The sequence below is a fragment of the Ensifer sp. ENS03 genome (genome assembly GCF_014852035.1).
Lineage (GTDB): Bacteria > Pseudomonadota > Alphaproteobacteria > Rhizobiales > Rhizobiaceae > Ensifer > Ensifer adhaerens.
In genome coordinates, this window is the sequence record NZ_JACVAV010000008.1 from 96,659 (window position 1) to 109,472 (window position 12,814).

12 protein-coding genes are annotated in these 12,814 nt (G+C 60.7%); 5 read left to right on the forward strand and 7 right to left on the reverse strand.

From position 1 onward, the window contains the following. Positions 1-211 precede the first annotated feature (211 nt). A complete protein-coding gene (locus IB263_RS24445) occupies positions 212-661 on the forward strand; it encodes a DUF1801 domain-containing protein (protein WP_192439148.1) in 450 nt (149 codons plus the stop codon). Between the two features lie 56 nt (positions 662-717). Here IB263_RS24445 and IB263_RS24450 read toward each other — a convergent pair whose 3' ends face one another. Further along, entirely contained in the window at positions 718-1,785 is a 1,068-nt protein-coding gene (locus tag IB263_RS24450; protein ID WP_192439149.1) for an ABC transporter substrate-binding protein, read from the reverse strand. Positions 1,786-1,862: 77 nt separating this feature from the next. Here IB263_RS24450 and IB263_RS24455 point away from each other — a divergent pair, with 77 nt between their 5' ends. After that, complete coding sequence (locus tag IB263_RS24455) at positions 1,863-2,540, forward strand: response regulator transcription factor (RefSeq protein WP_034800583.1); 678 nt, start codon at positions 1,863-1,865, stop codon at positions 2,538-2,540. Next, positions 2,537-3,916 (forward strand): sensor histidine kinase, encoded by a 1,380-nt coding sequence (locus tag IB263_RS24460; RefSeq protein WP_112975810.1) that lies wholly within the window; start codon positions 2,537-2,539, stop codon positions 3,914-3,916. The genes IB263_RS24455 and IB263_RS24460 overlap by 4 nt, the downstream gene beginning before the upstream one ends. A gap of 120 nt (positions 3,917-4,036) precedes the next feature. On the opposite strand, the gene IB263_RS34505 is transcribed toward IB263_RS24460, so the two are convergent. The 5 genes from IB263_RS34505 to IB263_RS24480 form a co-directional block, all read right to left on the reverse strand. Continuing rightward, a complete protein-coding gene (locus IB263_RS34505) occupies positions 4,037-4,159 on the reverse strand; it encodes a hypothetical protein (protein WP_255381084.1) in 123 nt (40 codons plus the stop codon). A gap of 213 nt (positions 4,160-4,372) precedes the next feature. Further along, positions 4,373-5,398 (reverse strand): ABC transporter permease, encoded by a 1,026-nt coding sequence (locus IB263_RS24465; protein ID WP_034800589.1) that lies wholly within the window; start codon positions 5,396-5,398, stop codon positions 4,373-4,375. Between the two features lie 31 nt (positions 5,399-5,429). Next, positions 5,430-6,971: a sugar ABC transporter ATP-binding protein gene (locus IB263_RS24470; protein WP_110819770.1), complete on the reverse strand. Its 1,542-nt coding sequence runs from the start codon at positions 6,969-6,971 to the stop codon at positions 5,430-5,432. Between the two features lie 166 nt (positions 6,972-7,137). Then, on the reverse strand, positions 7,138-8,067 hold the full coding sequence (locus IB263_RS24475; protein ID WP_192439150.1) for a sugar ABC transporter substrate-binding protein: 930 nt from the start codon (positions 8,065-8,067) through the stop codon (positions 7,138-7,140). Between the two features lie 228 nt (positions 8,068-8,295). Beyond that, positions 8,296-9,108, reverse strand: a complete 813-nt coding sequence (locus IB263_RS24480; RefSeq protein ID WP_192439151.1) for a TIM barrel protein — start codon at positions 9,106-9,108, stop codon at positions 8,296-8,298. A 319-nt stretch (positions 9,109-9,427) separates the two neighbouring features. On the opposite strand from IB263_RS24480, the gene IB263_RS24485 reads away from it, so the two are divergent. Further along, the gene (locus tag IB263_RS24485; RefSeq protein ID WP_192439152.1) at positions 9,428-10,471 is read left to right on the forward strand and encodes a capsular biosynthesis protein; all 1,044 of its coding nucleotides are present in this window, start codon (positions 9,428-9,430) and stop codon (positions 10,469-10,471) included. Between the two features lie 29 nt (positions 10,472-10,500). Here the strand turns inward: IB263_RS24485 and IB263_RS24490 are convergent, their stop codons facing one another. Further along, positions 10,501-11,532 carry a LacI family DNA-binding transcriptional regulator gene (locus tag IB263_RS24490; protein WP_210338312.1) on the reverse strand — a complete coding sequence of 344 codons (1,032 nt, stop codon included), beginning with the start codon at positions 11,530-11,532 and terminating at the stop codon, positions 10,501-10,503. 164 nt (positions 11,533-11,696) lie between these two features. On the opposite strand from IB263_RS24490, the gene IB263_RS24495 reads away from it, so the two are divergent. Next, a complete protein-coding gene (locus IB263_RS24495) occupies positions 11,697-12,788 on the forward strand; it encodes a fatty acid desaturase family protein (protein ID WP_192439154.1) in 1,092 nt (363 codons plus the stop codon). Positions 12,789-12,814: the final 26 nt, after the last annotated feature.

The following is a 12,814-nucleotide window of genomic DNA, read 5'->3' on the forward strand; positions in this document are numbered from 1 at the left end:
CGCTGACAGGCGATGCTGCCGGTCCCCGGTGTTCAAATTGAGGAAGTTCCCGACCGGATTTCGCGACGGAACCACGAATCGCGACTGGGATATTGCCGCCAGCCGGGCCGAGCCTAGGTATGAGGAAGCAACGCCGACAAGGCGAAGACAGGTTTGCGCCGGCCCCGCCTGAAGGCGAGTTCCGGGCAAGGATGATGGGAGAGTAAATTCGATGGCGAAAGCGACGACCAAGGCCAAAATCAACGATGCGGCGGAAGACGCCGCCTCCGCCTCCGGGCAGATCGACGCGAGAATCGCGGAGCTTGGCGACTGGCGCGGTGCGACGCTCGCGCAGATACGCAAGCTGATCAAGGAAGCGGATCCTGACGTCGTCGAGGAATGGAAATGGCGGGGCGTCCCGGTCTGGGAACATGCCGGCATCATCTGTACCGGCGAGACCTATAAAGCGGTTGTGAAAATGACCTTTGCCAAGGGGGCGGCGCTCGAGGATCCGGCCGGACTTTTCAACGCCAGCCTGGACGGCAATACCCGACGTGCCATCGATATCCATGAGGGCGAGGCGATCGACGAAGAGGCGTTGAAGGCATTGGTTTTGGCCGCCGTCGAACTGAACCTTTCCGCGCAGGCCCTACGCTCCGGGCGCTCGCGGAAGAAGGCTTAGGGCCGGAGCCTGGCGGGTTTCCAGCCTGACCGGGAGCGCTTTCCGGTCGGTCGTCTTCAATGGAGCCTTAAAACCTCGTTCCATTTGGCAATCAGCCGTGAACGCTTCACCTGATCGAGATAGACCATCAGTCCCGGGCTTACCGGGACGGGGCGCAACTGACCGCCAAGCATCTCCTGCATGGTGTTGGCGGTATTTTCGCCGGCGACCTCTGGGCTGACGGCCGGGATTTGCAACTCCCGCGCCATGATCGTCTGGCCTTCCTTCGACATGAAGAATTCAAGGTAGCGCCGGCCGAGTTCGGGGGAGGCGGCGGCTTGCGGGACGAGGCCGATGCGCGACATCACCACGGTGTAGTCCTTCGGCAGAACGATGCCGACATCCGGATGCCGTGCCGCCCAGTCGGCGGCGTAAGAGCCGAGGATGTTGTAGCCGAGCACGAAGCGGCCGTCGGCGACACGCTCGAGGATTGCTTCGCTGGTCGAGTAGAGCTTGACGCCGGCCGCACCCATGGCCTGGATTACATCCCATATATCGCCGAACTGTTCCTGGTCGCGTGACATGAAGAGGAAGCCGACGCCGGACCGCTCGATGTCATAGGTTCCGATCCTGCCGAAGACGGCCGCGCCCTGGCGCTTCAGGTAATCGACAAATTCCGCGCGCGTCGACGGCGGTTTCTCCTTGGTGAAGCTCGGCTTGTGATAGACGAAGACGGCAGGCTCGAAGGTCAGCGCATAAGCCGTGTTGCGCCAGTTGGCCCAGGCCGGCCAGCGGTCGCTCATCGGCAGGTCGCTGCGCTGGGCGTAACCGTCGTTGCTGAGCTTGACTTGCAGGTCCATGGCGGAAGAAAAGGCGAAGTCCGCCGTCTTCATTCCGGCGTCGGTCTCCTTGATGATGCGGTCGTAGATTTCTCCGGTCAGCATGTCCTCATAGCGCACGGCAACATCCGGATTGGCCCGCTGGAAACCGATGATCATCGGCTTTGCGAGCGGCTCGTCGAGCGATGAATAGACGACCAGCGTGCGCACGTCCGCTTTGCCGGAAAGAGCTGGGAATATGATGGGGGCCGCAAGGAGCAGCTGGGGACAAAGGGCGAAAAAAAGAAAAGAAATCAAGAACCGCATGAATCCACAATGCCTCAGTGTCGCACCGTTCACAAGCAAGGCGTCGGCGGATAAGGTGGTCGGGGGAGTGATGATAATTGCGTATCTTGCTTGTTGAGGACAACCAGGACCTGGCCGAGGGCCTGTCGGCGATCTTGCGCGGCAGTGGCTATGCCGTTGACGTCGTCAGTGACGGTGCGTCGGCGCATGCGGTGGCCGCCACCGAAACGTTCGATCTTGTCATTCTCGATCTCAATCTGCCGGAAATGGATGGCCTCGATGTGCTGAGGGCGATGCGTGCTCGCCAGAACCGCGCCGCGGTCTTGATCCTGACGGCAAGGGGCGCGCCCGAAGAGCGGATCAAGGGGCTCGACCTCGGCGCCGACGACTACATGATCAAACCTTTCGACGTCGGCGAGCTCGAAGCGCGCGTGCGCGTGCTCTTGCGCCGTCAGGCGGGCCTCAGGGCCTCGACCGTCAGTTACGGCAATGTGTCGCTCGATCTCAACACCCGCAGCTTCTCGTCCGGCGGTGCGCCGATCGAGATCCCGGCGCGCGAGCTCGGACTTCTTGAGCTTCTGTTCATGCGTGCCGGCAAGGTGGTCGCCAAGGATGCGATCATGCAGTCGCTGACAGGTTTCGACGACGACTTGAGCTCCAACGCGATCGAGCAATATGTCAGCCGGCTGCGCAAGCGGCTCGCACCGCATGGGCTGACCGTGCGCACCGCTCGCGGCATCGGCTACTATCTCGACAAGGCGGCCGGGCCGGAATGAGGACGACGGTCTATTCCCTCCGCCGGCGCCTGCTTGGCTGGCTTTTGATCTCGACGGTGGTGATCGGGGTCATTGCACTGATGGATACCTATCGCGAGGCGGTCACGACCGCCAACGTCGTTTCCGACCGTGTGCTTGCCGGCTCGGCGCTGGCAATCGCCGAGCGCGTGGTCGTGGCGGAAGACGGATCGCTCGAAGTCGACATCCCCTATGTTGCGCTGGAAATGCTGACGTCGGCCGCGCAGGACCGGGTGTTCTACCGGGTCGACGGGCCGCCCGGCCAGTTCATCACCGGTTACCAGACGCTGCCGTCGCTGGCGGAGGAGCCGGGCGCATCGACCACCTTTGCGGATTCGATCTTCCGCGGCGAACCGATCCGCATCGCCGCCCTTCGCCGCTCCGCGTCAACCGGCATCAATTCCGTGCCCTTCGTGGTCACGGTTGCCGAAACGACGATCGCGCGCCGACATCTGGCGCAGACGATCCTGGTGCGCTCGGCGCTCCGCCTCGGCATGATGATTGCCGGCGCTGCCGTGATCGTCTGGATCGCTGTCACGTTTTCCTTGCGCCCGCTCTACAGGCTGGGTGACGCGATCTCGGAGCGCAGTCCGGACGATCTGCATCCGATCGGTGAGCGGGTTCCGAACGAGGTCCAGGGCCTCGTCGATACGGTCAACTCCTTCATGGGGCGCTTGCAGTCGGCGCTCGATGCGCTTCGCAATTTTACCGGCAATGCAAGCCACCAGCTGCGCACGCCCCTCGCAATCATCCGCACGCAGCTCGCCCTGGCGCAACGCGCCGGCTCGATCGAGGAGACGAGAAGTGCTGTGAAAAAGGCCGACGAGGCGGTCGCCAATGCCGAGCGCATTCTGGGGCAGCTGCTGCTGATGGCGAAGATCGATGCTGCCGGCAAGGATGAGGCACGTTCGCTGGAGCGCGTCGATCTCATCGAACTCGTGCGGGAGATTACGGCCGAACACGTGCCGGCGGCTGGAGACGCGGATATCGATCTCGGCTTTGACGGTGGGGGTGAGGCTTTCATCCGCGCCGAGCCGTTGCTCATCGGTGAACTCCTCAAGAACCTGATCGGCAATGCGCTGCTTTATGCCGGCCGCGGTGCGGAAGTGACGAGCCGTGTCTTTGCGCGGGACGGTTCAGTGTCGCTGGAGGTGGAGGATAACGGACCCGGCATTCGGCCGGAATTGCACGAGACGGTACTCAGGCGTTTCGAGCGCGGCGGCAGTGATGCTCCGGGCTCCGGGCTCGGGCTGCCGATCGTCGAAGAGATTGCCGAGCTTTACGGCGCGACGACCAGCCTCAGCGAGGGGGCTGACGGCCGCGGCCTCAAGGTGACCATCCGCTTTCCAGAGGGCTAAGCACGAATAGGCTCAGCCCGGCGCGCCGCCAAATGCGGGCCGGTTGAGCGAAAGCCATCTGCGACCGGTCAGGCGACACGCTCACGTGGCTGGGGCAATTCAGGTTTTTTGGGGTCTTGCTTAGCGGCCGCGGTGGCCGAAGAAGGAAGCTGTCTCGCGGGTCTGTACCCGCAGCATCGCGTTCCAAAGCTGAAGAACGAAACGCGGCTGAAACTGGCTCGCAAGCTTACGCTGCGACAACATGGGAAGTCTCCAATAGTTTTGAACGCCTGTCATATAGTGCATCGCCAAGGATTTTGCCAGAGCGCGTGCGCCGGGGCAGACCTGCGCGCCAAGCATATGTGGAAAACGGCTTGAGCCTGGCGATATAGCCTTCTCAACAAAATAAAATGCCGGGATGACTTTCGTCATCCCGGCCAGTTGGCTTCACTGGGAGGAGAGTATTGCTTTTGGGACTCAGGCCTTCTTGCGGTTCTTCTGTCGATAGACGTCGATCACGACAGCCGCGACGATGATCAGGCCCTTGACGATTTCCTGGTAGTAGGCGTCGACCCGAAGGAAGGTGAAGCCTGAGGTCATGACGCCAAGGATGATGGTGCCGATGACTGTGCCAGTGACCCGGCCGACGCCACCCGTCAGCGAGGTTCCGCCGATAACGGTCGCGGCGATCGCGTCCAGTTCGTACATAACGCCCATGCCGGCCTGTGCGGTCTGGGCACGGGCGGCAGTGACGACACCAGCCAGCCCCGCCAGCATGCCGGCAATGGCATAAACCTTGATCAAATGCGCCTCGACATTGATGCCGGAGACACGGGCTGCCTGGACATTGGCGCCGATCGCATAGGTGAACTTGCCGTAGCGGGTGTAGCGCAGCGCGATGTGGAAGATGAGCGCGACGACCAGGAAGACGATGACGGGCCAGATGCCGGTTCCGATGAAGTTGAACTGATCGGTGAGACCTGAGACCGGCTGGCCCTTGGTGTACCACTTGGAAATGCCGCGTGCCGAAACCATCATGCCGAGCGTGGCGATGAAGGGTGGGATCTTCGTACGGGCAATCAGCTGGCCGTTGATAAAGCCGGCGAGTAGCCCGATGCCGATGCCAAGCCCGATCGGGACGATCGCCGGCATATCGGTCAAGGACGGATAGAGCGCGCGCGGCCAGGTGGAGGCCTGGGCGACGCTTGCCGAAATCATCGCCGTCATGCCGACGACGGAGCCCGAGGACAGGTCGATGCCGCCGGTGATGATGACCTGGGTGACGCCGACGGCGATGATGCCGATAACGGACACTTGCAGGATCATGATCGTCAGGCGCTGCGGATTCATGAGGAAGCTCTGGCCGACGAAAATCCAGCCGAGGATCTCATAGACCAGCGCGATGCCGATCAAGACCAGGAAGATGTTGAATTCAGGCGGCAAGCGGCGCCTTGTCCCTGAGAGCGGTGCGCTCGCGCCCTGTGCGGCGACATTGGTATCCATTTTCAGTCCTCCCTTTGGGGTCGTTTCCCGCTCAGCTCGCGGCGAGCTCCATGACCTTGATCTGGGTTGCTTCGGCCCTGTCGAGGAAGCCGGTGACGCGGCCCTCGTGCATGACCATGATGCGGTCGCTCATACCGAGCACCTCGGGCATCTCCGAAGAGATCATGATGACGGCGACGCCGTTGCGCGCGAGTTCGGTGACGAGACGGTGAATTTCCGCCTTGGCGCCGACATCGATGCCGCGTGTCGGCTCGTCGAGGATCAGGATGCGCGGATTGGTGAGCAGCCAGCGGCCGATCAGCACCTTCTGCTGATTGCCGCCCGATAGGTTCTCGATGCGCTCCTGCAGGTTCGGCGTCTTGACACGTAGCTTGCGGCTCATTTCTTCGCAGGCCGCCGTGACCTGTTTTTCGGTGACGAAGCCGCCCTTGACGAAGCGGTCCTGAAGCACGGCGATCTGCATGTTTTCGAGAATGTCGAGGATCAGGAGACAGCCGGTGTCCTTGCGATCTTCGGTGAGAAACGCCATGCGGTTCCTGATCGCCTTGTTCGGGCTGTCGATCGAAAGGGTCTTGCCGTCGATCGAAATCGTGCCTGAGCTTGCCGGGGTCACGCCGAAGAGGGTTTCGGCGACATTCGAGCGGCCGGAGCCGACGAGACCGGCAATCCCGAGGATTTCGCCGGCGCGGACGTCAAAGGAAACGTCGCGGAAGACGCCGTCAAGCGCCAGGTTCTTGACCGACAGCACGACGTCGCCGATCGGAACCTCCTCCTTCGGGAACATCTGGGTGATTTCGCGGCCGACCATCATGCGGATGATGTCGTCGCGGGTAACGTCGCTCGAAGCGTGCGTGCCGATGAACTTGCCGTCGCGGAATACCGAGAACTCGTCGGCGATCTCAAACAGCTCGTTCATCTTGTGGGTGATGTAAACGATGCCGATGCCCTGTTCGCGCAGATCCCGGATGATCTCGAAGAGGTGGGCGACCTCGCGCTCGGTCAGCGCAGACGTCGGCTCGTCCATGATCAGCACGTCGGATTCGTAGGAGACCGCCTTGGCGATCTCGACCATCTGCCGGTTGGCCACCGACAGGTGACGCACTTCAATTTCAGGATCGATCTTGATTTTCAGGCGGTCGAAGAGACGCGCGGTTATGCGGTTCATTTCGCCGTGATCGACGAAGCCGAAGCGGTTCTTCGGTTCGCGGCGGATCCAGATGTTTTCCGCGACCGTCATGAACGGCATCAGGTTCAGTTCCTGATGGATCATGGCGATGCCGTTTTCGAGGGCGTCGAGCGGCGACTTCAGCCGGATCTCGGCACCTTTAAGCTTCACGTCGCCCTTGTCGGGCGTGTAGATGCCGGCGAGGATCTTCATCAGGGTCGACTTGCCGGCGCCGTTTTCGCCCATCAGCGCATGGACCGTGCCACGCTTCAGCTTGAATTCGACATCGTCGAGCGCGACGACACCGGGGAATTCCTTGCGGATCCCTTCCGCAGAAAGAAGATATTCGGCCTTGGGTACCGCGCCGCTGGCGCGCACGGCTGCCATCGTTGTCGGACTGAGCGTCATGTTCCTTGCCTCCCCGTGGGTTCCGGCTGTCGCGGAAAGTCCTCATCGCTGGCGGGTGACCAGCCCATTTTACCGCGTACGGCATCCATTGGACGCAGAGATTTGCGGTCGGACCTGCATTTTTCGAATGAGAGCGCGGGCTTTCCCGCGCTCTCTATTGCGGCGATCAGTTCTTCGCCTGGTACTTGTCGAGGTTTTCCTTCGTCACGAGCTCGAAGGGAATGTAGACCTTCTTGTCGACTGCTTCGCCCTTGGCAAGCTTCAGCGCGGCATCGACAGAGCCCTTGCCCTGGCCAGCGGCATTCTGGAATACCGTGACGTCGAGGTCGCCTGCGGCCATGGCTGCAAGAGCGTCCTGCGTCGCATCGATACCGCCAATGACGACGCTATCCATCGAACGGCCGGCGGCCTTCAGCGCCTGGATCGCGCCGATCGCCATTTCGTCGTTGTTGGAAATGACGGCGTCGAATTCAACGCCGGCCGAGAGCCAGTTGGTCAGAAGGTCTGAGCCTTGCGTGCGCGACCAGTTGGCGGTCTGCTCTTCGACGATCTCGATGCCCTTGCACTGGTCGGTCCCAAGCACATCGTGGATGTCCTTGGTGCGCATGCGGGCGGCCTGGTTGGACAGTTCACCCATCATCACGACGGCCTTGCCCTTGCCGCCAAGCATCTTGCAGATTTCTTGCGTCTGCAGCGTGCCGGATTCCTGCTCGTTCGATGCCACGAAAGCCTGCTTTTCCGGCAGAGTGTCGACATTGACCGGTTCGCGGTTGACGTAGACGAGCGGGATACCGGCATCCGCGGCGATCTTCGACATGGCAGCCGTCGCATCGGTATCAACCGGGTTGACGATGATCGCGGTCACGCCGGCGGCGATGAAGTTCTGGATCTGGCTCTGCTGTTTGGAGACGTCGTTCTGCGCGTCTTCGATCTGCAGTTCGACGCCATCGAGCGTCTTGGCGTAGTCGGACATGCCGTTGCGCAAGACTGTCAGGAAGTTGTCGTCAAAAAGGGCCATGGATACGCCGATAGTTTCGGCATGGGCTGCCGTCGACATCATCACGGCCAGCGCTGTGCTGAGCACGAATTTCTTCATTGTCTTTCTCCTCCACAATGGTGCCCGGCGACACCTTCTCCTGCCGGGACGCAATGCCGGACTGCGCTCATTCATTTCAAAAGCGGCACTCCCGCTGCGCTTTCGAATGAAACGGAATAAACGAACCAGTAAATTGCGATTACGGAATATGTATTCCATTTTATACGGACGCCGTCAAGGCCTGATGCGGCGCCCGTTGTTGATTTGCCGGCCTCGGGCCGGGGATGCTCAGATCTGGGTTTGGATGTAGTCCGCGCTCTGCCTGACGGCTGCGGCCGGATCCGCCAGTCCGTGGACTTCGGCGGCGAAAGGCTCAAACGAGAGTGGCCCTGAATAGCCCGCCGCGCGCAGGCGCCGAATCTGTCCGACATTGTCGAGCAGGTCGCTCCGATCGACGAGGACGCGGTGCGAATCACGCAGATCCGACACGGCCACGCGTTCATCGGTGACGCCGGAAATGTGGATGAGACCGGTCATCTCGGGATAGACCGCATGCTCACCGGCGAGGTGGTGGTGAAACGTGTCGTGCACCAGGCGGAAGGTCTTCACACCCTCGACTTCCTTGATTGCCGCAACAGCCTCCGTCTTCGAGCGCAGCGAGCAGATCTCGAAGCCGAGTGGTTCGACGAGGCCGATGATTCCGGCCTTTTCGAGCATCGGCTTCAGTGCCGAAAGAGCTTTGCGAAGATTTGCCTGGCGTTCGCCATCGGCCTGGCCCGTGCCATCATTGACGGGAACGAGCACCAGGGCCTTGGCGCCGCAGTCGCGCGCATAAGCGATCAGTTCTTCGGCTTCGGCCTGCCGGGCTTCGTTCCATTCGTTGAAACGCTGCAGAGCATTGATCGAGATGATCGTGATGTCGTGACGGCTGGCGAGGGCGGCGACATCCTTCGCCGGCGTGCCGTCGAGGATGGCGTTACCGGTGAGATCGTTGCGGATTTCGACAGAGGTCATGCCGAGCGATTTGGCGAGTTGGAAAAAGTCGCCAAGCGGTAGATTCGGCGTCGTCATGTGATTGAGGGCGAAGGGCAGGGCGGTCACGGGAATGTCTCCTCCAGTGGGGTGGCTATGGGTTATAAATGGAACGTTCATTCCATTTATAACCTTGCGGACAATTCACCAACTGTCGGAGCGCAGTCAAAGAGCACAGCGCGAAAAGGCCTTGCATTACTGCAAGATTGTCTTTCGTCAGTGATGGAATTCTCTCATTCCTGCGTGGGTACCAAATTCTCTCTGACATGCTTCCCAGTGGTTAAGAGATCTCCGATCGCTCCTGGTTCAAGTTGGCAATTGCATTTCTGAAGGGGAGATGGTTTTTGGCCGGACGAAGTTGAGAATTTTAGCGACTTGAGACAATGGGATGAACGAGCTGGACGAAGTATCGCCAGAAACAACGCGCCCCTGGCACCCGAGATGGGGTTCCAGAATAGGGGCATCCTTTTTCGTGCAGCAGGCATTCCCCTGGCTGCGGAACTACTTCGGGGATGCGCCGCTTCATTCGACGCTGTCATCTTCACTCGACGGGATCGTCTCTTGGGGCGGTCGGTTGCCGGCAAAGGCAGCTATCCGTATTGCACGCCTCAGAGGTCTGCCGCATTGGCACCTCGAAGATGGCTTTCTACGCTCCGTGGGTCTGGGCAAGGAAGGCAGTGTGCCGATTTCGATTGTTATCGACGACAAAGCGCTTCCGGTCGAAGCGGGTCGTGCCTCGCGTCTAGAGTTGTTGATCGCCGAAGCGGGTCGTACGGAGTTCACAAACACGGGTGCCGCCATCCGGGAGGCCCTGGTGGCGAACAAGCTTTCTAAATACAACAGCTTGCCCCACCATAGTCCGCGCATTGAACGCACTAACCGGCGCAGGGTGCTGCTCGTGGATCAAGTGTACGGGGATGTTTCCGTTGCAAAGGCGCTCGGATCGCCGGCGTCCTTTCATCGGATGTTGGATGATGCCCTCGCTAGCGGCGCTCAGTGCGTTGTTCGGACACATCCAGATGTGATCGCCGGCCATAGGCGCGGCTACATGACAGAGCGGGCTGCCAAAACGCCCGGGATCATCTTGATGGCGGACAAGGTCTCTGCCGCCTCAATCCTCGAAATCGTAGATGAGGTCTGGACGGTGTCCAGCCAAATGGGCTTCGATGCGCTTTTGCGGGGATTGCCCGTCCGTTGCTATGCAACGCCGTTTTATGCAGGCTGGGGTCTCACCGACGACCGATCGGGCAAGGCTTCGCAAAGCACCTTGCGTCGCAGGTCGGCGGCGCGCCCAACGCTCGATCAACTGACCTTTGCGGCTTTAAGTCTCTATCCAGTGTATCGCCATCCTGAGACATGGGTGCAGTTGGATACACTGGCGGCCATTGATTACCTTGTGAAAGAAATTGCACAGACGCGGCGCGAGTCGTAGCGCCGTCATTCTCACGAACCACCATCCGCCTAGATATTTTCCGGTGTGAAGAGGTCGAACGGCAAGAAGGTTTGCCCCGGCGCTCCGGTCGGGCCCTTGTCTATCGCCTGGATCATCAGGTTGATCGTTTCGCGCGCGAGGGCGGCCGTCGGGGTCGATATCGCCAGGGTCACGACATCGTCGCCAAGGGCCGGACGGGAATCCGGTGTCAGCTCGTTGACGACCACGATCAGTTTTCCCTCAAGCTTTTCCTCGCGGATCGCCGAGATCGCCCCTTCCATGCCGCCGCCGCAGACATAAAAGCCGATCAGGTCTGGGTGGCGCTGCAGCAGATTGAGCGTAGCTTCATGGGTGATCTCGGCCGTGTCGAGGTTAACCATCGTATCCAGCACCTCGAAATCCGGCGCGTGCTCACGGAAATAGGAGCGAAAGCCAATTTCTCGAAGCTCGTGGCCGAGAAAGCGGTGGCTGCCGACGAAGGCAGCGACCTTGCCGGGGCGTTTGGCCGCCTTGGTGATCATCCACGCGGCCGTGCGGCCGACCTTGTGATTGTTGAGGCCGACATAGCCTTCACGGACGCCAGCCGCAAAATCCGATAGCAGGGAGACGACCGGAATGCCGCGTTCCTTGAGTTCCTCGATTGCGGTGGTCACTGCCGGGTAGTCGGGAGCGACGAGCGCAATGGCCTGGTTGCGCGCTGCGGCGGCCCGAAGCTTCTCCGTGATGGCCGATGGAGTGGAATTTGCGACGAAGTCGACCTGCGCGAAGACGCGGGCATGCGACAGCGACAGTGCCGCGTTTTCGATTTCCTTCGAGACTGTTTGATAGAACGCCTGCTCCGGCTTTTGCAGCACGAAGCCAAGCCTGTATTGCGGCAGGTCCTCAAAGACGCGCTGCCGGATCAAGCCCACGGCGTGATAGCCAATTGATTTGGCAGCCTCATAGACCCGGCGTGCGGTTTCCTCCCGCACGGGATGGCGCCCGTTGAGCACGCGATCGACGGTCGCGACGCTGACGCCGGCGGTGCGCGCAAGGTCGGCAATTGTCGGTCGGTTGCTCATCGCGTCTCCTGATAGGTTTGCATCATGAATGAAATGCGAATGATGACATCATTTGAGAGAATATATCATTGCTGCATTGAGACCTGGCAAAAGTCAACCTATCGTCATTGCACGACATGAGACGTCGCCGGCCAGATCGGGTCGGACCGCGGGGAGTAGCGCAAATGACGATGACACCGACGAAGCGAGACTACAGCCTGCTTGGCCGAGATGCCCAGGCGGCCGTCGCCAACGGTCTCTCGGCCGCGGAGTGGTATCACACCGACATTCCGCGCAAGCAGATGAAGGAACTGATGAAGCGCGAGGATGGGCCGGCTATCCGCGACACTGCGATCTGGCTCGGTTGTCTCGTTCTGTTCGGTGCACTCGGCATCACCTTCTGGGGCACCTGGTGGGCCGTTCCGTTCTTCCTTTCCTATGGCGTTCTCTACGGTTCCGCCTCCGATAGCCGCTGGCATGAATGCGGCCATGGCACGGCCTTCAAGACGATGTGGATGAACGATGCCGTCTACCAGATCGCCTGCTTCATGATCATGCGCAATCCGGTCACCTGGCGTTGGAGCCACACCCGCCACCACACGGATACGGTGATCGTCGGCCGGGATCCCGAAATCGCGGTCATGCGGCCGCCGGATCTGCTGCGCCTCGTCCTCAATTTCTTCGGTGTGCTCGACGTCTGGCACGCGATGATCGACATGGTGCGCAACACGTTCGGCATCATCAGCGCCGAGGAAGCGACTTTCATCCCTAAAATGGAGCAGCCGAAGGCGATCCTGGTCGCACGCATCTGGTTTGCGATCTATTCAGCCACCATCGCCGCCTGTTTCTATCTCGGCTCGATCCTGCCGCTGATGCTGATCGGTCTGCCCAGGCTCTACGGTGCCTGGCACCACGTGCTGACCGGGCTGCTGCAGCACGGCGGCTTGGCCGACAACGTGACCGACCATCGGCTGAACAGCCGCACCGTCTACATGAATCCGGTTAGCCGCTTCGTCTATTGGAACATGAACTACCATGTGGAACACCACATGTTCCCGATGGTGCCTTATCACGCGCTGCCGAAGCTGCACGCCATGATCAAGCATGATCTGCCGGAGCCGAACCCGTCGATGTTGCACGGCTACCGAGAAATGATCCCGGCCTTCCTGCGGCAGTTGCGGAACGAAGATTACTTCCTGAAGCGCGAGCTGCCGGCGACGGCAAAGCCCTACCGGGAAGAATTTCACAGCGATGCGATCGTGCACGCAGCCGAATAACCAACCGATGCCAGGAAATGGGAGGA

Bases quoted from the DNA above. Each gene is read 5' to 3' on its own strand.
- IB263_RS24475 (WP_192439150.1), bottom strand. From the start codon at position 8,067: ATGAAGAAATTCGTGCTCAGCACAGCGCTGGCCGTGATGATGTCGACG.
- IB263_RS24470 (WP_110819770.1), bottom strand. From the start codon at position 6,971: ATGACGCTCAGTCCGACAACGATGGCAGCCGTGCGCGCCAGCGGCGCG.
- IB263_RS24485 (WP_192439152.1), top strand. From the start codon at position 9,428: ATGAACGAGCTGGACGAAGTATCGCCAGAAACAACGCGCCCCTGGCAC.
- IB263_RS24490 (WP_210338312.1), bottom strand. From the start codon at position 11,532: ATGAGCAACCGACCGACAATTGCCGACCTTGCGCGCACCGCCGGCGTC.
- IB263_RS34505 (WP_255381084.1), bottom strand. From the start codon at position 4,159: ATGTTGTCGCAGCGTAAGCTTGCGAGCCAGTTTCAGCCGCGTTTCGTT.
- IB263_RS24450 (WP_192439149.1), bottom strand. From the start codon at position 1,785: ATGCGGTTCTTGATTTCTTTTCTTTTTTTCGCCCTTTGTCCCCAGCTG.
- IB263_RS24495 (WP_192439154.1), top strand. From the start codon at position 11,697: ATGACGATGACACCGACGAAGCGAGACTACAGCCTGCTTGGCCGAGAT.
- IB263_RS24465 (WP_034800589.1), bottom strand. From the start codon at position 5,398: ATGGATACCAATGTCGCCGCACAGGGCGCGAGCGCACCGCTCTCAGGG.
- IB263_RS24445 (WP_192439148.1), top strand. From the start codon at position 212: ATGGCGAAAGCGACGACCAAGGCCAAAATCAACGATGCGGCGGAAGAC.
- IB263_RS24460 (WP_112975810.1), top strand. From the start codon at position 2,537: ATGAGGACGACGGTCTATTCCCTCCGCCGGCGCCTGCTTGGCTGGCTT.